At 65.1% G+C, this 23,031-nt stretch carries 22 protein-coding genes and 2 pseudogenes; 8 read left to right on the top strand and 16 right to left on the bottom strand.

Annotation, left to right across the window (positions count from 1 at the left end; genetic code table 11):
- Nucleotides 1–82 precede the first annotated feature (82 nt).
- Genes OH799_RS29780 through OH799_RS29770 form a run of 3 tightly spaced genes read left to right on the top strand, consistent with a single transcriptional unit; the run spans nt 83 to nt 1,171 of the window.
- A complete protein-coding gene (locus tag OH799_RS29780; RefSeq protein WP_406270881.1) occupies nt 83–682 on the top strand; it encodes a Uma2 family endonuclease in 600 nt (199 codons plus the stop codon).
- 34 nt (nt 683–716) lie between these two features.
- Nucleotides 717–872 carry a type II toxin-antitoxin system Phd/YefM family antitoxin gene (locus OH799_RS29775; protein WP_406270878.1) on the top strand — a complete coding sequence of 52 codons (156 nt, stop codon included), beginning with the start codon at nt 717–719 and terminating at the stop codon, nt 870–872.
- A gap of 56 nt (nt 873–928) precedes the next feature.
- Nucleotides 929–1,171 carry a type II toxin-antitoxin system VapB family antitoxin gene (locus OH799_RS29770; RefSeq protein ID WP_406270875.1) on the top strand — a complete coding sequence of 81 codons (243 nt, stop codon included), beginning with the start codon at nt 929–931 and terminating at the stop codon, nt 1,169–1,171.
- A 19-nt stretch (nt 1,172–1,190) separates the two neighbouring features.
- Here the strand turns inward: OH799_RS29770 and OH799_RS29765 are convergent, their stop codons facing one another.
- The 3 genes from OH799_RS29765 to OH799_RS29755 are packed head-to-tail and all read right to left on the bottom strand — an operon-like array spanning nt 1,191 to nt 4,402.
- Nucleotides 1,191–1,433, bottom strand: coding sequence for a hypothetical protein (locus OH799_RS29765; RefSeq protein WP_406270872.1), 243 nt, complete (start codon nt 1,431–1,433; stop codon nt 1,191–1,193).
- Complete coding sequence (locus OH799_RS29760; protein ID WP_406270869.1) at nt 1,423–4,203, bottom strand: Tn3 family transposase; 2,781 nt, start codon at nt 4,201–4,203, stop codon at nt 1,423–1,425. Before OH799_RS29760 ends, OH799_RS29765 begins: the two co-directional genes overlap by 11 nt.
- A complete protein-coding gene (locus tag OH799_RS29755; protein ID WP_406270866.1) occupies nt 4,106–4,402 on the bottom strand; it encodes a DUF4158 domain-containing protein in 297 nt (98 codons plus the stop codon). The genes OH799_RS29760 and OH799_RS29755 overlap by 98 nt, the downstream gene beginning before the upstream one ends.
- Before the next feature lie 413 nt (nt 4,403–4,815).
- Between OH799_RS29755 and OH799_RS29750 the strand changes: the two genes are divergently transcribed.
- Complete coding sequence (locus OH799_RS29750) at nt 4,816–5,010, top strand: hypothetical protein (RefSeq protein WP_406270863.1); 195 nt, start codon at nt 4,816–4,818, stop codon at nt 5,008–5,010.
- A gap of 113 nt (nt 5,011–5,123) precedes the next feature.
- A complete protein-coding gene (locus OH799_RS29745; protein ID WP_406270860.1) occupies nt 5,124–5,939 on the top strand; it encodes an SMI1/KNR4 family protein in 816 nt (271 codons plus the stop codon).
- 277 nt (nt 5,940–6,216) lie between these two features.
- Here the strand turns inward: OH799_RS29745 and OH799_RS29740 are convergent, their stop codons facing one another.
- Genes OH799_RS29740 through OH799_RS29725 form a run of 4 tightly spaced genes read right to left on the bottom strand, consistent with a single transcriptional unit; the run spans nt 6,217 to nt 9,135 of the window.
- Complete coding sequence (locus tag OH799_RS29740; protein ID WP_406270857.1) at nt 6,217–7,149, bottom strand: hypothetical protein; 933 nt, start codon at nt 7,147–7,149, stop codon at nt 6,217–6,219.
- 43 nt (nt 7,150–7,192) lie between these two features.
- Nucleotides 7,193–7,690, bottom strand: coding sequence for a hypothetical protein (locus OH799_RS29735; protein WP_406270854.1), 498 nt, complete (start codon nt 7,688–7,690; stop codon nt 7,193–7,195).
- Nucleotides 7,687–8,769, bottom strand: a complete 1,083-nt coding sequence (locus OH799_RS29730) for a helix-turn-helix domain-containing protein (protein ID WP_406270851.1) — start codon at nt 8,767–8,769, stop codon at nt 7,687–7,689. Before OH799_RS29730 ends, OH799_RS29735 begins: the two co-directional genes overlap by 4 nt.
- 60 nt (nt 8,770–8,829) lie before the next feature.
- The gene (locus OH799_RS29725) at nt 8,830–9,135 is read right to left on the bottom strand and encodes a hypothetical protein (RefSeq protein ID WP_406270848.1); all 306 of its coding nucleotides are present in this window, start codon (nt 9,133–9,135) and stop codon (nt 8,830–8,832) included.
- Nucleotides 9,136–9,634: 499 nt separating this feature from the next.
- Between OH799_RS29725 and OH799_RS29720 the strand changes: the two are divergent.
- A pseudogene (locus tag OH799_RS29720) lies at nt 9,635–10,318 on the top strand (phosphatase PAP2 family protein); the annotation flags it as partial.
- A gap of 51 nt (nt 10,319–10,369) precedes the next feature.
- Here the strand turns inward: OH799_RS29720 and OH799_RS29715 are convergent.
- The 3 genes and pseudogenes from OH799_RS29715 to OH799_RS29705 all read right to left on the bottom strand — a co-directional run.
- Entirely contained in the window at nt 10,370–11,050 is a 681-nt protein-coding gene (locus OH799_RS29715; protein ID WP_406270845.1) for a response regulator, read from the bottom strand.
- Between the two features lie 7 nt (nt 11,051–11,057).
- Nucleotides 11,058–12,503 (bottom strand): sensor histidine kinase, encoded by a 1,446-nt coding sequence (locus OH799_RS29710; RefSeq protein WP_406270842.1) that lies wholly within the window; start codon nt 12,501–12,503, stop codon nt 11,058–11,060.
- A 650-nt stretch (nt 12,504–13,153) separates the two neighbouring features.
- Nucleotides 13,154–13,267: pseudogene (locus OH799_RS29705) on the bottom strand (transposase); the annotation flags it as partial.
- 240 nt (nt 13,268–13,507) lie between these two features.
- On the opposite strand from OH799_RS29705, the gene OH799_RS29700 reads away from it, so the two are divergent.
- A complete protein-coding gene (locus tag OH799_RS29700; protein ID WP_406270839.1) occupies nt 13,508–14,233 on the top strand; it encodes a hypothetical protein in 726 nt (241 codons plus the stop codon).
- Between the two features lie 546 nt (nt 14,234–14,779).
- A complete protein-coding gene (locus OH799_RS29695) occupies nt 14,780–15,118 on the top strand; it encodes an ankyrin repeat domain-containing protein (protein ID WP_406270836.1) in 339 nt (112 codons plus the stop codon).
- A 184-nt stretch (nt 15,119–15,302) separates the two neighbouring features.
- On the opposite strand, the gene OH799_RS29690 is transcribed toward OH799_RS29695, so the two are convergent.
- From OH799_RS29690 to OH799_RS29665, 6 genes are all read right to left on the bottom strand, one after another.
- Complete coding sequence (locus OH799_RS29690) at nt 15,303–15,596, bottom strand: hypothetical protein (RefSeq protein WP_406270833.1); 294 nt, start codon at nt 15,594–15,596, stop codon at nt 15,303–15,305.
- Between the two features lie 33 nt (nt 15,597–15,629).
- Nucleotides 15,630–15,863: a hypothetical protein gene (locus tag OH799_RS29685; RefSeq protein ID WP_406270830.1), complete on the bottom strand. Its 234-nt coding sequence runs from the start codon at nt 15,861–15,863 to the stop codon at nt 15,630–15,632.
- Nucleotides 15,864–16,002: 139 nt separating this feature from the next.
- Nucleotides 16,003–18,417, bottom strand: a complete 2,415-nt coding sequence (locus OH799_RS29680; protein WP_406270827.1) for a Tn3 family transposase — start codon at nt 18,415–18,417, stop codon at nt 16,003–16,005.
- On the bottom strand, nt 18,378–18,578 hold the full coding sequence (locus OH799_RS29675; RefSeq protein WP_406270824.1) for a hypothetical protein: 201 nt from the start codon (nt 18,576–18,578) through the stop codon (nt 18,378–18,380). The genes OH799_RS29680 and OH799_RS29675 overlap by 40 nt, the downstream gene beginning before the upstream one ends.
- 29 nt (nt 18,579–18,607) lie before the next feature.
- Nucleotides 18,608–18,958, bottom strand: a complete 351-nt coding sequence (locus OH799_RS29670; RefSeq protein ID WP_406270821.1) for a DUF4158 domain-containing protein — start codon at nt 18,956–18,958, stop codon at nt 18,608–18,610.
- Between the two features lie 255 nt (nt 18,959–19,213).
- Nucleotides 19,214–22,687 carry an indolepyruvate ferredoxin oxidoreductase family protein gene (locus OH799_RS29665; RefSeq protein WP_406270818.1) on the bottom strand — a complete coding sequence of 1,158 codons (3,474 nt, stop codon included), beginning with the start codon at nt 22,685–22,687 and terminating at the stop codon, nt 19,214–19,216.
- Nucleotides 22,688–23,031 lie beyond the last annotated feature (344 nt).

Genomic DNA, 23,031 nt, shown 5'->3' with positions numbered 1-23,031 from the left:
CGATCTAGTGCCCCGCATCGGGGGTCACGTCTGGTGTCGGGGATAGCCGTCAGGTGTGACCCGGTCTGCAATGATCTCCGGTATGAGCGCTCCCGATCAGCAACACGAACTGCGTCTGACTGCTGAGGAGTTCACCGAGGGGAAGGCGGCTGGGCTCGGTGACATCGAGATCGTGAACGGGCGCGTGGTCCGGCTGCTGGCACAGAGTCCCCTGCACAGCCGGGTTGTCCGGCGGCTAGCTGGGATGCTGGAGACTGCGCGACGTGATGGTGGGCCGTGCATGGTGGTGGATTCCGACGTTGCCGCACGATTCGCAGATGCGGAGTCGTCGGAAGCGGATCGTCGATTGAACATCCGCTATCCCGATATCTGGATTCGAGACTGCGAGCTGTATGACGTCAATTCCGTGCGTGAGCACATTCTGCTGATAGTCGAGGTTACCTCCGAATCGACCATCGACGTCGATATCACCGATAAGCGAATTCAGTACGCCACTGCGGGCATTCCTCACTACCTGATCGTCCGGCTGGACCAGAAGGAAGAACGGATCGAGGAGATCGAAGAATATCGCCTCGACTGGTCCGGTCGTCGCTATCGAGTCCACACCGTCCATCGGCGTGTGCTGTTGCTGGATGACCCTGTCGAGGCGACCATTCCGTTCGACGTGCTGGAACAGCCCTAGATACCTGCCTGAGCGGAGTGGTCGCTGCCGGTCGGTGATTCAACAGAGTCCGTCAGGGGCGCCCGCCAACTTTGCCGCAGTTCTCGACGCCGCCACCGAAGACAACGACGAGGTCGTCATCACGCGCAGTGGGGGCAAAGAAGCTGCTGTCGTCATCAGCCTGCGGGAGTGGGAGGCGATGGCCCCGTGAAGTTTCCAGCCCGAGGTGCCGATTGCGTTTCCGGATGCTTTCGGCGCGAATTTGCGATGAGTCGAGTACACGACGGCACACGAAAAGGCGCGTCGGCAATCTTGGTCTGCAGCTGTTCGGGGGTGGCACGGGGTTTTCCCGGGCGATCGTACGATGACGACGCTCTGGGTGAGGCGATGCGCCTGATGGGCACCACGACCAAGAAGGACACCGCCAACCAGGCGTTGCGCGACTACGTCAACCGGATCAGGCCCGGGAATCCTGAAGCTGTCAGGAAGTGCAAAGTAGCGGAATCCTGAAGCTGGCCTCGGTGGAATCTCAGACTCGTGGTGCAGCGCTGCTGATGATGCGGTGGATGGTGGACCGGCCGACGCTGTATTCCTCGGCGAGGTCGGCGAGGCTCGCGTCGTCGTGGGGGCCGTGGTAGCGGCGGTGGATCGTTTTCCGTGCTGCCAGAGGGAGTTTCGGCTGTTTTCCCTTGAGGCGGCCCTTCGCGCGAGCCTTGGCCATGCCTTCGCGGGTGCGCAGGTGGTTCAGGTTCGCCTCGAACTCAGCGACCATGGCGAGGGTTTGCAGGAACAGCTTGCCGAACGGGTCGGCCCCGGGTGAGGTCCAGGCGGGTGGTCATGTCGAGCCGGAACCGGCCATAAGGATTGATGTTCGACCAGAACAGCGGGCTCAGTGCGCGGCGTTCGGTGTCGCCGACCAGATCGTGGAACTGCGGGTCTTCCAGGACGGCTTGCAGCAGAAGGGTATTGATGTCGACCATCGCCGATTGCAGTAGGTGCAAAGCGAGCATCGATACTTCGGCGTGCTCGCGGTCGGCGCCGGTGAGCTGGGAATCCTTGCCGTAGAACACGACCGTATTGGCGGAGTTCCAGTTCTCCACCACCTGCCACCCGCTGTTGATCTCCCTTCTGAGTTCTTCCGACGCCAGATAGTCGCAGGCGAAAATCGTTCTCACAGCGCGGCCGAGTTCTTCCAGGGCCTGGTAGGTGGGGTGTTTCGGGCCACCGCGGGTGAACCGCCGCAGAATCGACTCGCTCTCGGCGGTGCCCAGGCACAGCGCGGTCGCGTATTTGACCATCTGGTCGTACTGCTGGGCGATGAGATCCCACCGGATCGGGCGCGTCAGCACCGGTCCCAGCTCCCCGTATACCGCGGTGTCGTCGGGCCGGTACAACCGGATCGAGCCGATGTTCTTCAGCCGGGGCAGCAGCTTGAACCCCAGCAGCTCGGTGAAGGCGAACCCTACGACCGACGCGCCGTGCGTGTCGACGTAGTTGGCTTCGATCTCGGTGTCGGTGCAGTGCCGCAGCAGCCCTTCGATCATCGCCGCCACCTCCGAACTCGAACACGATTTGAGCTGGGAGTAGATGCAGACGCGGTTGCGCTCGACGTGCCAGTAGATCATCACCCCCGGGCCGCCGTAGCGCTGGTGGTACTGGGTCATCAGATTCGACTCCCAGGATCCGAACTTCTTCGAATCCGACGCACATGCGGTGCCCGCACCCCACCAGTTCGGATCTCGGGCGGCGAAGGTGGCGTTCACCAGCTTCCTTGTCGCGCGGCGCAGGTTGTCGCGGGTGATGAAGTGCCGGCGCACATGCCGCAACGCGGCCTCGGACTCCTCATGCTCGCCGGTGTTCACGATCGCCCGGATTCCCATGTTCGTTCCCAGGGCGAACAGGTCGAGCAGGGTCCGTCTTCGCAGCGTGTCGCGATCGATCACCTCCCGTGACGCCACGGAGGTGCACTCTGCGGTGAAGTCGGTGAGGAAATCGGTGTCTTTGAGCACATCGAGGAGATCGAGGGTTCCCCAACGCCTTGCGACCTCGGCCTTGATCTTCTCCAGATTCTCCGGCTCTGGCTGTTTCTCGAGCTTCGGCACGCTGATCCACTGCTCACCGCGCCGCCGCGTCAACCGGATACCGCCGGTGGTGTTCTCAGCGAGGCCCGTATCGAGGCTGGTCAGGGCCTCGCTCATGCGCTGCTTGAGTCTGGCGATGAATTCGGTCGGATCCAGCGGCTGGCGGATCGCGGCGTAGTGCACCTCACGGGCGGTGTCGAAATCGCCGGGAAGATCGTCTTCGGGGTTGCGCCACCGGTTACCGCCCTCGACATAGATCTCGCGGCGGCGGATCGCGTCCCGCAACGCGACCAGCACGCACAGCTCGTACGGGATGCGCTCGACGCGGTCTTTCTCATCGACCACCGCCTCCCGCCACGCCTTGGGCACCACCCCATCGAGCGGGACGAGAGCGTGTTTGTCGTAGAAGCGGACCTTGCCGTCGATGCTCGCGTACCGCTGCAACAGCTCCATCGCGACCATGACCGGCCGGTAGTCGGTGTTGTTGCACCGGAAATCCAGCGCCGCCAACAACGCCGGCAGCATCCGTCGATAGTGGTTGGAGTACAAACTGCGCAGCACGGTGCGTACCCGCGCCTGGAACGCCTGATCGTTGGCCTTCGCCTCTTTCACCAGCTCCCGCAGCGTCTTCTCCCCGACCACCGGGTAGAGGGCCTCGCGCACGATGTCGTCGGGGTGGTCCACGGCCGCTTCGGCGAGGCGGAACAAGATGTTCTCCTTGCCACGCACTCGGCGCAGGTCCTCGGTCAGCTCCTTCTCCACCCGCCGATCCGCCCGCGTGCCGATCTTATGAACGAGGTCGATCAGCAGATCTACCAGCGCGTCGGTGATCTCTCCTGACCGGACCCAGCACAACGCCGCCAGTAGCGTCAGCATGGTCGGTGCCGGCATATCCCGCAGATCCGACGGGAACATGCGCGCTGCCCGCGCTCGCCAGGCATCGACCAGCTTGTCACTGGCGTCGGCAAACAAGTCTGCGGGCAGCTCCAGCGCCCGCACCGCGGCCAGCTTGTCCACTTCCCGCAACAGCGTCTCGAGACTGACCTTGCCCGGGTCGGACTTCAACTCCGCCAACAGATTCCGGCCACTTGCCAACGGCGCAGCACCGACAGCGACCAAGTTGTTCAACCGGTCGACCGACAGCTCACTCAGCCGTGAGACGGTCCGTTCGCAGAACTGTTTCTCGAAACTCGCCCGCGCCGAGCCGATCAGCCGGTCGATCCGGCCAGGGGTCGTCGGTTCGATCCGCTCGGCCCGGCAGTGCACCAACAGCGCCTCACGCAGCTGCTCGTCGCGCAGCTCCACCGGGCACATCTCGGCCGCCAGCCAACCGGTGAGCTTGTCCTCGTCACCGACGCTGAACTCACGGAAGCCGTACACCGCGCGGATCTGCTCGCGGTGATACTTCGCCGACCGGCCCGACCACGGGTACGCGGCGAACTCGGCAGGATCGACCTTCAAACTGCTCGGCCATATAGGAGACCACCGCAGGCGGAAACTCTTCCGGGCCACGAGGAAACCGAGCCTCCAGCTCGGAGAACTTCAGCAACAGACCGAACCCGAGGCGAGTCGCGCCCGTCTTGTTCCCTACCCGCTGCCAGTCGCTCCCGACCAGCGTCCACGACCCGATCAGATCCTCGGTCGACCACTCCTGACGCACGCCCGGTCACGCTAGACCAAACCCGCCGCTGCCGAAGCTACTTTGCACTTCCTGACAGCTTCAGGATTCCGGGGCCGGCAGCGACAGTACCGGCCCGAAATCGCGCCCCCGACAACATATTCCAGCCACCAACGAGTCTGCACCGATCCAGACCAAGCCTCCCGTCGGACAGAGCGCGCCCGGCACCTCCCGGCAAGTTGTCCCGGATGCGGCTTCGGCCCCGGCACAGGCACATGGGACTGGTAAGGGCCGGTATTCGAGTGTTCTGTATTCCTGCCTCGATGACCGTGATCAGCGGCTGTGATCGCCGGGTGCGTAGCTCTTCCAGCTTCCCCCGGCGGATGTCCAGGCGAGCAGGACGGCGGCGGGCCAGTAGTTCCGGCCGAGGTACTACGACGGCTTAGGGAGGGGGTGTGGTTCTGGTCGCGGATCTCGACACCACCTTGGTCGCGAATTCCAGCACCGCTCGATTTGGTGTTCGTGAATCTCGACAGCACCCCGGCCAGACGACCGGTCCGGAACCCTACCGCTCCGACCAGCTGCGGGAGGTCAGTCGGGCACCGCTGAGCCGCAACCAGGATGGCGCGGTGGTTGTCCTGTGCCGTTGAAGTCGGTCAAAGTCAGCGTTTCGGAGGTCGCGTGGTCCAGGCGTGAAGGACCTCGTGGACCAGTGATATCGGTGGGAGTGCTTAGATGGCTTCCCGTGAACCGCGAGGAATTGATGGCGACCGTATCCCGCCTCATGGGGGCGGAGGTTAGTGCCCTGACGTGCGAACAGCCCGGGCATCCGGACGGGCACACATGCGTGCTGGTCAGCGACAACGGCATACCTCCAACGGACGCGTTCGGCAATCGGTACTCCGGTGTGTACTGGAGGGGCGAGCCGCCGATGGCCGTCCCGGAAGAGCACGTCTGGGACCACGCCTGGGCACACGGCATGCGGGCGGTCGCGGTCGGGCAGTCCGCGGACGGCCGTCTGGTTGTCGCCGTCGCGGAGCGGACCATCCCGCAACCGGTCGATCCGCCTGCCGAAATGTCTTGGGTGCAGCAGCTGGTCGCGATCACGGGAGGGCCATCGGCACCCGTCCCCCCGCCCAACTGGGCAGTGGTCGAGTCGCGGCTCGGCACGCCTCTGCCGAGTGACTACAAGCGGCTCGTCGAGACGTTCGGCTGCGATGGCATGTTCAACGGGTTCTTCGATGTATTCCACCCAGAAGAGCTCGTCTGGCACACCGAATATCACGCCGGCTACGACATGGCGTTCGGCGACGAGCATCCGCCGTTCCCGGCCCCGGGCGGGCTGATTCCCTGGTCGAACAACGAGCACGAGGAGACGTACTTCTGGATCACAGAGGGGCCCGATCCCGATCGGTGGCCCGTCTACGCCGTGGACAGCCTCGACGAGGGCAGCCGGTTCGAGTGCACGGCCACAGAGTTCCTGTTCCGGCAGATGACCGACCAGGAGCACCCGTTTCACACCGCCGCTGAGGGCGTCCGTGGGCACTGGTTCCAGAAGCGCATTCCCCCGAAGTCATGACGCTCACGCCCACCGGGTTTCGGGGGCCTTCTCTCGAACGTCCCGGGGCCGAGGTGGCGGAGCGTGAAGACCGACTCGACGTAACCTCCCGATCCGACCGCCGGCGCGGGCCTGCGGCGGCCGCCGAACCGCCACCGACGTCCTGGCCTGCACGGCGGGGCGCGGGACGGTGTCCAGTATCTACACGGTAGGGACGATCACTTTCGCCTGAGGCCGGGGTAGTGACTGGTAGGGGCCGGTATTCGAGTGTTCTGTATTCCTGCCTCGATGAGCGTGATCAGCGGCTGTGATCGCCGGGTGCGTAGCTCTTCCAGCTTCCCCCGGCGGCTGTCCAGATCCGGTTCATGTGGTGTGTGGAGAAGCCGAGGGCGTCGGCGATCACGGGGGCGGGTGCTTGCAGGACAAGCTGGCGCAGGGTCGCAGCCCGGGTTGCTCCGGTCGGCAGGCCGAGATCGTCACGGAGGTGGCCGAGTAGGGTGCTGTGGTGCAGGGGTTGTCCTGCCAGCCGCCCGGGGAACAGCCAGCAGCTGCCCGCGTTGACGGTGTTCATGTTCTGGCGGCTGCCAACAAGTTTGAGCAGCAGCCCGCCGAGGGGTTCAGGAACGGGCGAAGGTGGTGTGCCGAGCCGGATGAGAACCTGATCGCCGTCGGTGATGACGTCCTCGACAGTGAGGCGGACGAGCCGGGTGGCGGGTTGGCCGTAGAGCAGCATGAGCGCGGCAGCGACTCGTGAACGGATCGGTGGCCGATCGTCGGTGAGCACCCGACGCAGCAGCGCGAGCCTCCGCGACTGGGTGATGGGTTGACCGGCGCTGGTGCCGAGGGCCGGCAGGGTCAGCTTCGGCATGTGGCCAGCGTTCATCGCCCAGATCAGGAAGGGACGCAACGCCTTTTTGCAGTGGTCCAGGACGTCAGCGTGCCAGAGATCGAGGTCGGCTTGGGTGCATCCACCGAGTCCGCGACCGTGCTGGTCGAGCCAGGACAGGAACCGTTCGGCCTGCTCCAGCGGGGTGCTGATGTAGTGCCGCCCGGCATCGGAGACCGGTCCTCGACGTGCCCGCCGCCGTAGTCGCGGGAGCTGAAACCATTGTGCAAATTGCCGCAGCAGCCGGTAGTGCGGGTTGTCGGTCAGCGCGGCAAGCTTGCCGTGCAGCAAGGCTTCCGCATGCAGCAATTGCTTGTCGACGACGGGGAGGATTCCGCAGGTCATCAGCAGATCCCGCAGATAGGCAACCGCTCGACGGTTCGGCAGGTCACGCAGTGTGTCGTGGCTGATCGGCGCGCGACCGGTGGCGATCGGTGAGCAGGCGGCGAACCGTCGGGGTGCGTAGCCACTTCAGTCCGGTCAGCGGCGATGGCATCCCGACGAGCGCATCGACCAGCGGCAGCAGTGGCGGGTGAACCCTGCCGGCGCCGTCATCGAGTAGTGGGTGCAGCCTCGCGGACAGGGTGCACCGAGTGCAGAGCCTGCCACCGTGTAGTTCGCCTTCGAAACCGCAACGGGTGCAGAAGAAGTCGCGTGTGATTGCGGCGCAGTCCCGGCAGATCGATGCGTGGTCGTCGCGCCGTCCGGGCAGCAGGCGCTCGACGCCGCAGCCGGGGCAGCGGCCGCGTGTGCGCACCGCCCTGGCGTAGCAGGTCCGGCAGATCGGGCCTTCCCAGTTCGCGGCCTTGGCAGCGCGGCGCCCGCAGCGGACGCAGTCGCGAACAAACCAGCGTTCGTACTGCTCTGGCGTGTAGGCGGGGCTCATTCTCCAGCGCGGATCCGCGCGCGTTTGGGCCGGATCCGGGTGGCCATGTCGACCACGTCGGCCTCGCCGGTGGCGACCTTGCGGGCCTGGTTCTCGGCTTTGGTGGCGATCAGTTCGGCCGGGGTGCAGTTGAAGATGTCGCAGAGCGCGGCCAGCACCGGCAGTGACAGCCGTTCGGGGGTTTGGGTGACCAACCGCCAAACTTGCACCGAGGACAACTTGATTCCACGGTCGTGCAGATGCGGTTCGAGATCGTTCGCGGCGAACATGCCGGCCGCGGCCATCATCTCACGCAGCCGCCACTGGTAGCTGACCTGCCGTTTCATCGGGTCCTCCCGGTCTTCTTCAGCGCCGCCGCCACGGTAGTGTCGAGTACTCGCCGCAGGGTTCGGGTGCGATAGTCCGACGAGACACAGGTGTAAATCGACGTCGTGGACGAGTGTTCGTGGCCAGCCTGCTTCTGGACAAATCGAGCGTCGAAACCATCCTCGACCTGGTGGAGTGGTGTGACTTCGGCGCAACGAGTGGAAATCGAGGGCGGGATCCAAGCCGAGCTCGTCACGATAGGCGGCGAGCCGGGTGTTGATCGAACCGAGTCCGATCCGAGGGCCTCGCTCGGACGGCCAGCACGCTGGCGAGCCAGCGGTGGGGAACATCGGCCGATACTCCTCGATCCACTCTTGCAGCACCTCCGCCGACCAATCCCAGATCGCCAGCACACTTCGCCGCTTCGGCGTCGAACCTTTCTTGGCCTTGCCGTGACGAACGTATGTAACCCCGTACTCGCCGAACTCTGGACCATCGGGGTTACGGCCGAAGTCGGCGGTGTCGAGCATCCGAATCTCGTTGCGCCGCAACCCGAACGCATACGCCGTTTTCATCAGCGCAGCGTCTCGGAACGCCGGAACCCAGCCCTTGCGGCCGGCCTCGCGGATGCGCACCACTTGTTCATCGGCATGGTCGAACAGTGCGATCAACTCTTTGCGGGTGAAAGCCCGCTTGCCTGCATCGGATTCGGCCTCGTCGATGTGCTCGGCAGTGTTCCAGTCGTGGACCACCTGAATCGGGTGGGTACCCAACCGCTGCTCACACTCGGTCGACCACTGATAGGCCGGGTTGATCAGGTAGGCACAGAACAGTTACACCGCCTCCTGATAATTGCCCAGCGTCGACCGTTTCAGGTTCCGCACCGCCCGAAGATCACCCAGCCACTCATCGACCTGCGCCGACATCCAATGCCACGGGTAGACATCGGCGTATCGCATGAACGCCTGCACCACCTTCTCGCGGCTGCCGATCGTCGAGAACGCCAGATTCCTCGCCAACTGCTGATTCCGCCAACCGTCGAGCATCGCGGCGAAGACCTGTTCCCCGGGCCGCAACAGCGACAGCCCATCGACCAGATGAAGCGCCGCCGAACCTGGCGCCACGCCCTGTTTGCCCACGCCAATCACCTTCCAGAGTGATTACATCAGATGAAAGAATCTTTCATCAAACCTAATCACCTAGGCAAATTGGCTGGTCAGCGGCGAGTTTCAAGACATCACCTTTCGTGGGCCGATAGACTTCGCCCAGCTTCACACCGGCGCGGGACAGGCCCTCTGAGCGGCCCTCCCACGTCCCGAAATCCTCTGGTATGCAAACCAATCCGGATTCTGCATCTGATGAAATAGCGATCAGAAGGTCCAGTGACGCGGAAAGTCGCGCTAAGGGATTCAGGTTGGTGAGACGCCCGGAGACTCAGGGCGCTTGCATGCACGGTTCTAGCCACCTGGCCGTCGGGGCTGATGGGGAGCGGAGTGCTGTACAGCGACGCCTCAAAGTCCATCCCGGCGGCACGTCGCCGGGATGGACCGTGTTCCGGGCGTGGGTAGTTGCGGGTGTGTCCTGTGACGTGGAACGTAGGTGCCGATTGCTGTCAACCCTGACGATCGTCAAGGTCCGATGGTGCCGTTCAGGTCGGGTTCTCGACCGTTCCCGCTTCTACGTTCGGTCCTCATGGAACGAGAACCGCGAAAGAAGAACCGCGCCGGTCGGCTGCTCGGCGCAATGGGCCTCCTGGGTATGGGGGCAGGAGTTGTCACTTGGCTGTCCCCAGGTGGCCTGGGCGAGGCCGATGCGATCGAGGTCACCGGTGGAGCTTCGGCGTCCACGTACCGTTGGCTGAACGGGGCGGTGGCGAATGCGCCGTCGTGGCTAGGTCCTCTCCTGGAATTGGCCACCGAGGGCACTCTGGCCATCCTCGGACTGTTGCTGGTCTGGAGATGGTGGACAGCGATCCGTCAGAAGGACACACGCGGGGTCGCCGGATCCGTGTTGACCGGCCTCGGCACCGTCGCGGCCTATGTGGTGAGCGAAGCGGTGAAGCTGGTGGTGGACGAGGAGCGGCCTTGCCGTGCATTATCCACAGGCGGCGCGGTTGTCACGGAATGCCCCGAACCGGGAGACTGGTCGTTCCCGAGCAACCACGCTACCCTGGCCGCCGGGTTGGCGGTCGGTCTGGCTGTGCTGTGGCCTCACCTCGCCGCGATCACGCTGCCGCTGGCCGGGACCGCTGCGCTGTTGCGTGTGCTGGTGGGAGTGCATTACCCGCACGATGTGCTCGCCGGCGCATTACTCGGCGGCGCTGTGGTAGGGGCCGGGCTGCTTGCGTTCATGTCGCCTGCCCAATGGGTGGTGTCACGGGTGGGGCGGCTGCGGAGCAACGATCCCGGCCTCGTGCGCCACGACCGCGGCAGCAGCCCGGTTGTCCACCCCCAGCCTCACCAGGATGGAACTCACGTGGGCTTTGACCGTTCCCTCCACCACATGCAGCCGCCCGGCAATCTGCCGGTTGGACAGGCCGCTCCCCAGAAAGGTCAGCACCTCGCGTTCTCGGGCCGTGAGGGCGGCAATCCGGTCACGCGCGGCGCAGCGCCGACCGGCCCGGCTGCCCGCCCCCGTCGCGGCGAGGTGCGCAACAACCCGGGCCGCCACTCTGGGTGACAGGTAGGCGGCGCCTTCGGCCACCGCGCGGACTCCGGCGATCAGTTCCTCGGGTCCGCCAGACTTGATCAGGAAGCCTGCCGCGCCCCCACCGAGAGCCTGAAGGATGTAGTCGTCCTCACCGAAGGTCGTCAGCATGACGATGCTCGTGGCCGGCACAGTGCTGCGGATCTCCGATGCCGCGTCGATGCCGTTGACCCCCGGCATCCGGATATCGAGTACTGCCACCGTGGGGCGATGGCGCCGGACCAGTTCCACGGCATCGTGCCCGTCGACGGCCTCGGCGACGACTTCGATGTCTGGATCGGTGGCGAGAACGGCGCGGACCCCCGCGCGGATCATCGGTTCGTCGTCGGCGATCAGCACCCGGATCATCGAACTCTCACAGGGTGAGCATGACCAGGGACATCAGGGTGTCTTTCCGGAAGCAGAGCCGGTAAGCGTCGCCGGACCGGTCGTCGAACGGGTCGGCCGTCATCGCGTAGTATTCGCACGTTATGCCGTCTCCCGTCGGCTCGGCAGTCAGTGGTTGATAGTTCAGCTGCCGGTCCGGCAGGAAACGCGCCACCTCGGAACGATCTTGCCCCACGTGGAGCCGGGCATAGTCGCGTGGGTCCAGGACCGACTGTGACGCCGACAGGATCTCCCAGCCTATGAGAACCCCGCTCAGCAAAGCCCCTGTCACGAGAGGCACCATGACCGCGGCGACCAGGGCTCTGCCGACCCGGCGCCGAGCGTGGCGATATTCCTGCGGCAACTCGTAATGAGAGGCCGAGGGTGAAAGCGGGGGTGGCGGCGAGGGCGTGTGCGGGATACGTGCGACAACTGCGTAACCTCCGTCGCGCGGACCGTGGTCGAACGAACCGCCAGTCAACCGCACACGTTCTTCGAGACCGATAAGGCCACGCCCTCCACTCCGAGGCCGGGACCGGTGGTTGACCGCAGACGATGGCGGGCTGTTCTCCACGACGACCTTTGTTTCTGTTGCCGTATGTGTCACGTGGACAGTCGCGGTCGCGCCGAACGCGTGCTTGGCAACGTTGGTCAGAGCTTCCTGCACGACCCTGTGAGTCGCCCGTTCGACCACGGGCGACAGGTCGTCCGCCTCACCGTCGATACGCAACTCCACCGTGAGGCCGGCCTCGGAAGCCTCGGATGTCAGAATCGTAAGACTGGAGTTGTTCGGGTCCATCGGCGTTGTATCGGTCTCCTCACGCAAGACACCGATCACCTCGCCGAGACGCTCCACCGCGGCCGCGGCTCTGGCTCGGATGTCCCCTGCGGCCCTTTGATGGCGTTCTTCAAGGTCCGGTGCGAGTTTGAGTGCGCCGGCCGACAGGGCGATCAGGCTGAGGTCATGGCCGAGTACGTCATGCATGTCCTGGGCGATACGTGCCCGCTCGCGCAGCCGGGCTTGATCAGCGATCAGTTGCTGCTCGCGTTGCAACTGCTCGGCACGCTCCCACCCGGCCCGGACAAGCTGCCGATACTGGCACCAGAACCGGCCCGCGAACCAAGGCAGCATCGTAGCGGCAACCACCACTGTCACAAACCGGCCGGCGAGAGGGAGCCAAGCAGGAACGACAGACAAGACCACCACACCGGCCGCGAGAATCGCGACCAGGGCGAGTGCTGTCGACGCCGTCCGTCCAGGCCATCGTCCTGCCAGGAAGGCGGCGACAGCAGTCGGGACAGCCCACCACAGGTTCATCACGCTCAGACCAGCAGACACCGCCGTAGCCGCTGTGAGAATGGTCCCGGGATCAAGTGCCCGCCGTAAAGCAACGGTTGTAGTCGCAGTCTCACCGTTGATCATTGCGCTGTCCACGGAGGTGACGGTACGGACATCGGGTGCCGTCCGACCACTGCTGAAAGTCCAACCTGCGCCGGTGACCGGTGACCGGTGACCGGTGACCGGTGACCGGTGACCGGTGACCGGTGAGCACCGAGCGTCGAAGTGTCCTCACTCGTGCGGGTGCAGCCAACCTCACGGATCTCAAGGCGCTCTTGGGTACCTGCTCCCGGAGGCAGTACCCGCCACGCGCCGATGATCCTTGGAAACATCGTGAAGTGCGATGTTGCGCGGGGCCCGACCATATCAAGCGAAAAGTCGCGCTAAACCTGTCCGGTGGGAGCGGTGCGGCTGATTCGGGCGTTCGCTGAGCGTTGCTGCGGCAGTGGTGGTTTCATGAGCGGCTGTGCGGGATGAGGGTGTGGTGCCGGGGTACGGCCAGTTCGGGGTGCTGACGCGGGCCGAGTTGGAGCGGTTCTTTCATCTCGACGACCAGGACCGTGAGTTGATTGCTGGATCCGTTGGACGTGCCGGCGAATGTGGTCGACCGATCGAGCAGCATGTTGGACCGACTCGACGGATGTCCGTCGGTGCGTACCGCGTGGCAGGCACTTGCCGCGCGTCTCGGCATCGACGCCGAGTCATTGCGTGTCCGGGGAAAGCAGGCTCAGATCTCGGGAAAGTTACACTCCGAGCAGATAATAGGTGGCGACCACGCTGGTGAGGGCTCGTTCGGCGCGTTTGCGGCGATCGAGCAGCCAGTCCGGGAAGCAGCTGCCCGATCGTAATTTCGGGACTGCCGGACTACGAGCGCACCGGCCTGGACCGCCGACTCGACGCCGAACTCGCCGCACTCGGTGTCGGTGAGCCGCTGCGCCACAAGGTCCGCAATCACCTCGACCACGCCGCCGGGGAAGCCTCCACCGCAGGCAAGCAAGCCCGTCGTTAGGAGTTCTTAAGCCTGCGAGAAGATCGCTCGCCCAGAATGCCGAACAGACGGTGCACGTGTCTACCGAGGCTGGTGTCAGCGGAAGGCCCTGATGGAGGTGGGACTGATCATCTGCATGTTGGTGGTGGCGGCGATACTGGTGGTGTTGTTAGAGGCCGCGCGAAAAGGGAGCGAGGCGGATCGGGCGCTGCGCCGACAGCGGATCGTGTGGATACTCACCGTCCTCGCGCTCTTCGCAGCAGGAATCGCGGCAATACTTGCAGGTAGCCTGGCAGGCTTCCATCGGAACAGGGCCATCCCCAATTGGGCTTTCATTTACACCATACCGGCGTGCTGGACGGCCGGTACGGTGCTCTACGTGGCCTTCGCCCCGAGGCTGTGTCGGTACCGCAAGCGGGTATGGATCACATTTGCTGCCGTCCTGGCTCTGGCGACGGCGCGCCTATGGTGGATGGCCTCAATTGAAGCGGATGAGATCCGCCATCTCGAATGCGCGGACGTCACATTCCCCGAGGGTGCAGATCTCGTGTGGTACGAGAGTAAAGGTGTTTTCGCGTCGACTTCGGTGGCCGTGGTCGATATTCCGTTCGGCTCGGTCGGCGAGTTCAAGCAACGATCCGGTCTTGCCCAGTTCGATCCCGGGGTTCCATGGTGGAAGTCCTACTGGGACGCGACCGGAATGACCGATCTTCTGTCAACCGATACCGGAAACGAACACTCCGTGATAGAGAACAGGGACATAGACCAACTACGATTCGTCATCATCCACGACGGCGGCGGCGAGACGCGACGGGTCTTTGTTCATACGAACTGCTGAATCCTGCACACCGCGCGAACGACGGCCTGCCGATCTGGCCCAAACCCGCCCGCATCCGCCGCCCCGACGACCCACTGACACCCGAGGAAACCGACCGCCGCGACCGCCTCCAGGCCCAGGTCCTCCAGCGTCCAGACAACCAGTAGCCAGCCGGAACCCCGCAACGCCGCACCCATCCCTGACCAGGGACTACGCCATATCCGTTGTTTTTCGGCGATTACGGCGATTACTACCGGAACTCGAGTCCGGTGTCGGGGGATACGTCGCGGTCGGCGACCGCTTTTCCGGTGCCGGGCCGTCGATGGGTGACGAATACCGGACCGTCAGCCCGGCACCGGGTGGATCTGCACGAACTCCGACACTCCAGGCGGGACTGTCAAGGAAGTGGGACAGAGCCGTTGTTCTTACAGACCCCCGTATCGGTGAAATCTGACGTCACTGTTCAGCTTGGCATCGGACTGTGACCAGTTCGGACCAGCGCGGCATGAGCGTGCTTTCGTGAACCGAACGCGAGCATAGGGCGGTGGTTTCGGATTGACTGCTCTGATGAGTGACGAGCACGGGTACTGGACTCCGGCACATCATGCGATCGAGCACTTCGATGTGGCGAGGCTGGCTCGCCTACTGGCCGAGGGCAGTGATCCCGACGAAGTCTTTGTTGACATGACGCTGCTGACGCACGCCATCGATGCCGAGGGCGATGGCGCCGCCCAGACCGGTGAGCCGTTGAGCGTTCACCTGACCGCGGTACTGCTGGCCTTCGGCGCTGATCCCACCCTGCCCGACCCTGCCGGGCGTACTCCGATGGACATGGCGGCTGTCTACCGCCACGATCTCGCAATCAAGCTGCTCCAAAGGCACATCAATCGCCAACTCGGAGCATGAACACCGATTCACTGGGTGACTGAGCCCGCTGATGGCGTGCGTTCGTCGGACACGCCCAAGCCGCCGGACGCCCGTCGACGGCGTCAGATTTCAGATTTCACCAATAACCGCCGTCAGGATGCACCGGCGTAGCCACAGCTGGCCAAGGTGCTATGTAGGCATGGCTCGGGCCGCTGCTCTGGACCTACACGTCGTGGCCCTTCTCTCTGAGCCGCTCGGCGATAGGCACCTGGCCGGCCGGTCTCAGCCAGAACTTCTGCTGTTGCTCATCAAATGTCGTGAGATACAGGCGGACCCGCTGCCCGGCCTCGTGTCGTTCACTGTCGTCGATATAGAGGGGATCGATGAAGCCGACATGCGACAGACCGAGGTCAACGATCACCCCCCAGCGGAAGACGGCCTCCACAGTTCCTTCCACAAGGGTGCCGAGCAGCACTTGCTCGGCCTCGCTGATGCCGATCTGCTTGTCTTCGCTCATTACTGCACCAGGGTCGCGCCTCGCACCGTGCCGTTAGTCGGCCTCGAAGTCGAACCCAACAGGTCCGCCGTTGATTGATTCGACCTCAACCGTTGGAACCCTCGCCATCACGATCACGACGTTCTCGCCTTTGCCCGCGCCGCGGCTTTCCACCTCGACATGCCGCTGCTCGTCAAGTGAGGCATGAACGAACGCGCTGAACACATAGTGATCGGATTCCTCCCTATAGGCATCGGCCCACAACTCGATAGTCGAACCGCTCTTCAACGTCACGAACCACCGGCTCGGAGGGCCTGCCATGAACTCCACACGACGATCGTAGGCCCCACCTTGGACCTGTTCCTGCTGGTGTGGATCGGCGCGGCCATGGCCGCCGACCTGCTGCTCGGCCGGAGTCTGGCCGGAATCAGGAGGCCGCCGGTCCGGCCAGATCGAGGCGGGTGTTCATATCCAGGTGGAACCGCCCGTAGGGGTTGATATGGGTCCAGAACAGCGGAGACAGGGCGCGCCGCTCGTTCTCGCCTACCAGGTCGTGGAAGCGCGGCACCTCCAGCACAGCTTGCAGAAGAAGCGTGTTGACGTGCACCAACGCGGACTGGAGCAGGTGCAGGGCGAGCATCGACACCTCGGCGTGCTCGCGGTCAGGACCGGTGAGCTGTCCGTCCTTGCCGTAGTAGATGACCGTGTTGCCGGAGTTCCAATTCTCCACCACCTGCAACCCGCCGTGGATCTCCCGGCGCAGGTCTTCGGAGGCGAGGTAGTCGCAGGCGAAGATCGTGCGCGCCGCGCGGCCCAACTCCTCCAGCGCCGCGTACGTCGGGTGCTTCGGGCCGCCGCGCGTGAATCGCCGCAGGATCGACTCCGACTCGGCGGTGCCCAGCCGCAGTGCGGTCGCGTACTTGACCATCTGGTCGTACTGCTGGGCTATCAGATCCCAGCGGATCGGCCTGGTCAGCACCGGGCCGAGTTCGCCGTAGACGCTGGCGTCGTCGGGCCGGTACAGCCGGATCGAGCCGATGTTCTTCAACCTGGGCAGCAGCCGGCATCCCAGTAGTTCGGTGAAGGCGAACCCGACGACGCTCGCGCCGTGGGTGTCGGCGTAGTTGGCCTCGATCTCGGTGTCGGTGCAGTGCCGCAGCAGGCCCTCGATCATCGCCGCCACCTCCGATGACGAACACGACTTGAGCTGGGAGTAGATGCAGACGCTGCGGCTTTCGACGTGCCAGTAAATCATCACCCCATGCCCGCCGTAGCGCTGGTGGTACTGGGTCATCAGGTTCGACTCCCACGAGCCGAACTTCTTCGAGTCCGACGCGCAGGCGGTGCCGGTGCCCCACCAGTTCGGGTCACGCGCGGCGAAGGTCGCGTTGACCAGCTTGGCGATGGCGCGGCGCAGGTTGTCGCGGGTGACGAAATGCCGCCGAACGTGCCGCAGAGCGGCTTCGGTCTCGCCGTGCTCGCCGGTCTGCACGATCGCCTTGATGCCCATGTTCGTGCCGAGGGCGAACAGCACCAGCAGCAGGCGACGACGAAGGGTGTCGTGGTCGATCACCTCTCGGGAGGCCACCGACGCGCATTCGCCGGTGAAGTCGGTCAGGAAGTCCGCGTCCTTGAGCACGTCGAGCAGGTCCAGAGTGCCCCAGCGGCGGGTCACTTCGTCCTTGATCGCGGACAGGTTCTCCGGCTCCGGCAACTTGTCCAGCTTCGGTACCCCGATCCATGGCTCGCCGCGCCGGCGGGTGATCTTCACCCCGCCCGTCGTCCCCTCGACCAGCGCGGTGTCCAGGCGCGTCAGCGCGTCGTTCATACGCTGCTCGAGACCGGCGATGAATTCCGTCGGGTCCAGCGGCTTGCGGATCTCCGCGTAGTGGACCTCGCGGGTGGCGTCGAAGTCGCCGGGCAGATCGTCCTCCGGGTTGCGCCACCGCTGCCCACCGTCGACGTAGCTCTCCCTGCGCCGCAGGGCATCCCGCAATGCCACCAGCACGCACAGCTCGTACGGGATGCGTTCGACGCGGCCGCGTTCGTCGACCACGGCCTCCCGCCACGCCTTGTGTACCACGTTGTCCAGCGGCACCGTGTCCGTTTCGGCGTAGAAGCGGACCTTGCCGTCGACCTTGGCGTAGCGTTGCAGCAGTTCCAGAGCCTGCATCACCGGCCGATAGGCGGTGTTGTTGCACCGAAAGTCCAGCGCCGCCAGCAGCGGCGGCAGCATCCGCCGATAGTGGTTGGAGTAGGAGCTGCGCAGCACCGTGCGGACCCGAGCCTGGAAGACTTGCTGATTGGCCTTGGCTTCCTTCACCAGATCCCGCAGCGTCTTCTCCCCGCCCACCGGGAACAGCGCCTTGCGAACGATGTCGTCGGGGTGATCGACGGCGGCCTCGGCGAGCTTGAACAGGATGCCCTCCTTGCCGCGCACCCGCCGCAAGTCCTCGATCATCTCCTTCTCTACCCGGCGGTCAGCGCGGGTATTTATCTTGTGGGCCAGTTCGATCAACAGATCCACCAGGGCGTCGGTGATCTCCGAGGACCGCTTCCAGCACAACGCCGCCAGCAACGTCAACCGCACCGACGTGTCGGCAGCGCGCAGATCGGACGGGAACGACCGGGCCGCCCGCGCCCGCCAGGCATCGACCAGATTCTCGCTGGCGTCGGAGAACAGATCCGCCGGCAGCTTCACCGTCCGCACCGCCGCCAGCTTGTCGATCTCCCGCAGCAGCGTCTCCAAACTGACCTTGCCGGGATCGGACTTCAACTCTGAGAACAAATTCCCGCCATCGGTCACCGGACCGGGGTCGACCAGCTCACCGAGCGCAGCCACCGAACCAGCTGATAGCCGGCCACCGTTCGCTCGCAGAACCGCTGCTCGAACGTTGATCGCGCCGACCCGACCATCCGCTCACCACGCCCAGGCGGCTCGATACGCTCAGCACGGCACCGCACCAGTAGTGCCTCGTGCAGCTTCTCCTCACGGAAGTCCACCGGGCACATCTCAGCCGCAAGCCACTCGGTCAGCCGCTCTCGTCGGCGCGGGTGAACTCGCGGAACCCGAACTCCTCGCGGACCTGCGCACGGTGATACTTCGCCGAACGCCCATGCCAGGGATACTTCGCGAACTCTGTCGCATCGACCTTCACCTGCCCGGCGACATAATCCACCGCGACTTCTGGAAGATCCTCCAGGCCGCGTGGGAACCGGCCCTCCAGCTCGAAGAACTTCAGCAACAGGCTGAAACCCAGCCGGGTCGCACCCGTCTTGTTGCCCACCAACCGCCAGTCCTTCTCGACCAGCGTCCACGCCCCGATCAGATCCTCGGGCGACCACTCTTGACGCACGATCGGCAACCGTAGAGCCGAAAACACCTACCCGCACGTTACTTTGCCCCGGGGGTCAGCTTCGGGAGTCCCAGGCCGATCAAGCGCGTCGAAGCGGCGCAGAGGTTATTCGAGCGCGGTCGAAGGGGCAACTTCGATGAAGCCGCTGACGCGCACACGATCGCTGAGTTCGCGCGCGAACAGGCATACCGCGAGTAATCGGGTATCTCGTCGACGTTGTGGTGCTTTCACGGGGCTCCTACCGATGGTCGACCGGAACGCCTGAGGAGCGCATCGACGCCCTCAGACGCGCGGCGGCTCGATGCCGAGTTCGGACAGGCGGTCGCAGTAACGCTCGACGTTGGCTAGCTTGATGTCCTCGTAGCCACGTACCAGGTCGGGCAGGCTCGCTGCCTCGACGGCACGGTCATAGTTCGAGGCGTCCAGGGTGTCGGCCAGGGTGGTCACCATCTCGGTGTAGTGCTCGAGCAGGGCGCGCTCGACCCTGCGCACATGCGCGTAGCCGAACGGGTCGAGCTTGCTGCCGCGCAACCGCTTTCCCTTGGCCAGTAGACGCAGTGCGAAGTGGCTCCTGGGCCCGATGCCGATCTTCTTCTCGCGCCCCATCGCGCGCAGGATCGGCGGGTGCAGCCGGTAGGTCAAGTTCGCACCGTCGGGCAGCTGCGCGGCCACGTCGTCCAAGAAGTCCGGATCGGTGAGCCGCCGCGCCACCTCGTACTCGTCCTTGTAGGCGGTGAACTTGTACAGGCCGCGCGCCACCTGCTCGCTGAACTCGGTGCGGTCACCCAGCTGGGTCTGTGCCTCCCAGATCCGTTGCACCGTTCGCACATACTCGCAAGCAACCTTCGCGCTGTGGAATCCGATCAGCTCGGCGGCCCGCGACTCGACCAGCCGCCGAGTCTCCCCCGCCGCGGTGAGCCCCTCGAAAAGGTCCGCCGGAATGGCGATCTCGGACTTCGACCGCCGGTGCCGGCTGGTGGCCGCGGCGAACTCGTCGGGCCGGGCCACCGCCACCCGTCCCCAACGGAAGGCAGCGATATTCGCCTCGACCGCGACACCGTTGATCGCGATGGCCTCCTCGATCGCCGGGGCGGGCAGCCGCAGGCCGCCGATCTGGTAGGCGGCGCCCACCAGGAGGAAGTTGGCAGCGGCGGTGTTGCCGAACAGCACGTCGGCCGCGGCCAGCGCGTCGAACGACCACACCGAGCGCGACACCTGTTCCAGCCGGGACAGCAGCAGACTCTCGTCCGGGTAGGCGACCGACTTGTCATAGACCATGTCGCCGGTCGGCGTCTTGCTGGTCGACGCGACGGAGCTGGTGACCGCCTTCGAGCCGTAGGCGAGATTCTTGTTGTCGGTGGCGGCGAGCAGGTCGAAGGCCACGATGCAGTCTGCCGAGGCGGGCGTCAGCCGGTTGGCCGGTTCCAGTTCGCCGAGCGCGAACCGCAGGTGCGAGACGACCGGGCCGGCTTTCTGGCTCATTCCGATCTGGTCCAGGCTCGCCACCTCGTAACCGGCACGCACCGCCGCGGTTGCCAGCACCTGGTTCACGGTGACGATGCCGGTGCCGCCGATCCCCGCGAGAAGAACGTTCGACGTCGACGTCGGCGTGGCGAAGGGGAGTTCGGGCAGTCGCGGCGGCTCGGCGTGGCGAATCCTGATGCGCCGCTTCGCCTTCGCCGGATCCGGCAGCTCGACCGTGACGAACGATGGGCAGTCGCCGTCCAGGCAGCTGTAGTCGGTGTTACAGGAGGTCTGGTCGATCCTGGTCTTCCTGCCGAATTCGGTGTCCACCGGCTGGACCGAGAGGCAGTTGCTCTTGACTCCGCAGTCGCCGCAGCCCTCACACACCGCCTCATTGATGATCACCCGGGTGCGGCGCACCGGGAGTGCACCACGCTTGCGCTGCCGCCGCGCGTCGGCGGCGCAGTGCTGGTCGTAGATGAGCACCGTGACACCGGGGATTTCACGAAGGGTGCGCTGGGCCTCGTCGAGACGATCCCGGTGCCACAGTAAGGTTCCGGCCGCGAGATCGCGCTTCCGGTAACGCTTGGGTTCGTCGGCGCAGATGATGACCTGCCGGACACCCTCGGTAGAGAGCTTGTGCGTGAGCATCGGCACCGTGAGCGCGCCTTCGGCGTGCTGCGCACCGGTCATCGCGACGACGTCGTTGTGCAGAAGCTTGAAGGTGATGTTCACGCCGGCGGCGACGCACGCCTGCACTGCGAGCTGGCCGGAGTGGAAATACGTTCCGTCGCCGATGTTCTGGAACAGGTGCGGCACGTCGGTGAACGGGGCCTGACCGATCCACTGCGCGCCCTCGCCACCCATCTGAGTCAACCCGGTGACCTTGCTGTCGGCGCGGCCCGACATGGTCACCATGGTGTGACAGCCGATCCCGCCGCCTGCCAACGAGCCGTCCGGCACCGCGGTGGAGCGGTTGTGCGGGCAACCGCTGCAGAAGTAGGCAGCGCGCTTGGCAGGCAGGGCAGACAACGAAAGCGGTTGTGGCAGAGTTCGTTTCATGTCGATATAGCCGTCGAGTGCGCGGCGAAGCGGCGGAGTGATGCGTCCGGTGGTGAGTTCGCCGTCGGTCGCGAACAGCGGACGACGCTCGGCGTCGCGTTTGCCGATGATCTCGGGCGCGCCAGGAGTGCCGTACAGGATGTCCCGGATCTGAGTTTCGACGAAAGCGGTCTTGTCCTCGACGACGATCAGTCGCGCGAGCCCGTCGGCGAACTCCCGGACCCGCTCGGGTGCGATGGGGTACGGCATGCCGATGCGCAGTAGCCGCACTCCTGCGCGGTGCAGCGCGTCATCGTCCACGCCCAGGTCGATCAGCGCCTGGCGGACGGCATCGAAGGTCGTTCCGGTCGCGGCGATCCCGACCGTGGCGCGGACCGGGTTCACCTCGATCACGTCCAGGCCGTTGCGCGTGCTGTAGGCCTGCACCAGCTCCCAACGCGGACCGTAGAGGTCGGCTTCGGCGAGCACACTGTCGGTCGGCGCGGCCATCGGACGCTGGCGATAGGTGAATGGGTTACCGTCCCAGTCGAGCTCGGGCATGACGATGTCGATGTCGCCGACCGAACCCTCGACGGTCCACGCGCCGTCCGCGACGTCGGCGACGATTTTCAGCGCCACGAGGCATCCCGACGCGCGCGACAGCGCGACACCGTGCAGGCCCATGGTGATGATCTCGCGGGCGTTGCGCGGGAACAGCACCGGGATGTTCATGGCCGCCAGCGAACGCTCGCTCGCCGCCGGCACGGTGGAGGATTTCGACGCCGGATCGTCACCCACCAGAAGCAGCACGCCGCCACGGGCGTTCGCGCCGTACATATTGGCATGCCGCAGGGCGTCGGTCGCACGGTCGAGCCCGGGACCCTTGCCGTACCAGACCCCGACGACGCCGTCGTGGGTGGCGCCGCCGGCGGGAAGGTCCGCCTGACTGCCCCACACCGAGGTGGCGGCCAGCTCCTCGTTCAACCCTGGGACGAAAGAGATGTCGTGCTCGGCCAGGACATCGGGCATCCCGGCCAGCATCTTGTCGACGCCGCCGAGCGGACTGCCCTGATACCCCGACACGAACGTGCCTACCCGGCGCCCGGCACGCAGGTCACGCACATGCTGCTCGACCAACTGCCGGGCGATCGCCTGAACGCCGGTGAGGACAACGGTCCCCGCGCCGACGCGGTAACGGTCGTCAAGGTCATAGGGAGCTGCGATCAGATCGCGGTCAGCGAGCTCGGTCATACAGATCCACCCGTCCGCTCGGCACCGATCGGGCACCTCGCACCATTGAGCACTTGTTGCCGCTATCCTGGCCCCGAAAGAACTGAACGCACAATAGTCTGTCCGAAAATTAAGCATTCTGCCCAATTCATAGAGATCAAGTTGAGCATCACCTATGCAGGGTGTGAGGTCGATGTACCGGCGTACACGGACGCTATCGCGGCGGCGGGGATGTCGCCCGGGCAAGCAGGCGAGCCACGACCGATCCCGCCGCGATACCCGCACGCGAACGCGACCACACAGGCTCTACTCCCGCTTCCGAGCGCAGCGATATCGACCCATTCCCTGTTCGCCGCGGCCGAACA

Source organism: Nocardia sp. NBC_00881 (assembly GCF_045207455.1).
Taxonomy (GTDB): Bacteria; Actinomycetota; Actinomycetes; order Mycobacteriales; family Mycobacteriaceae; genus Nocardia.
Note: the sequence above shows the minus strand (reverse complement) of the source record. Positions and strands in the feature narration are given on the sequence as shown.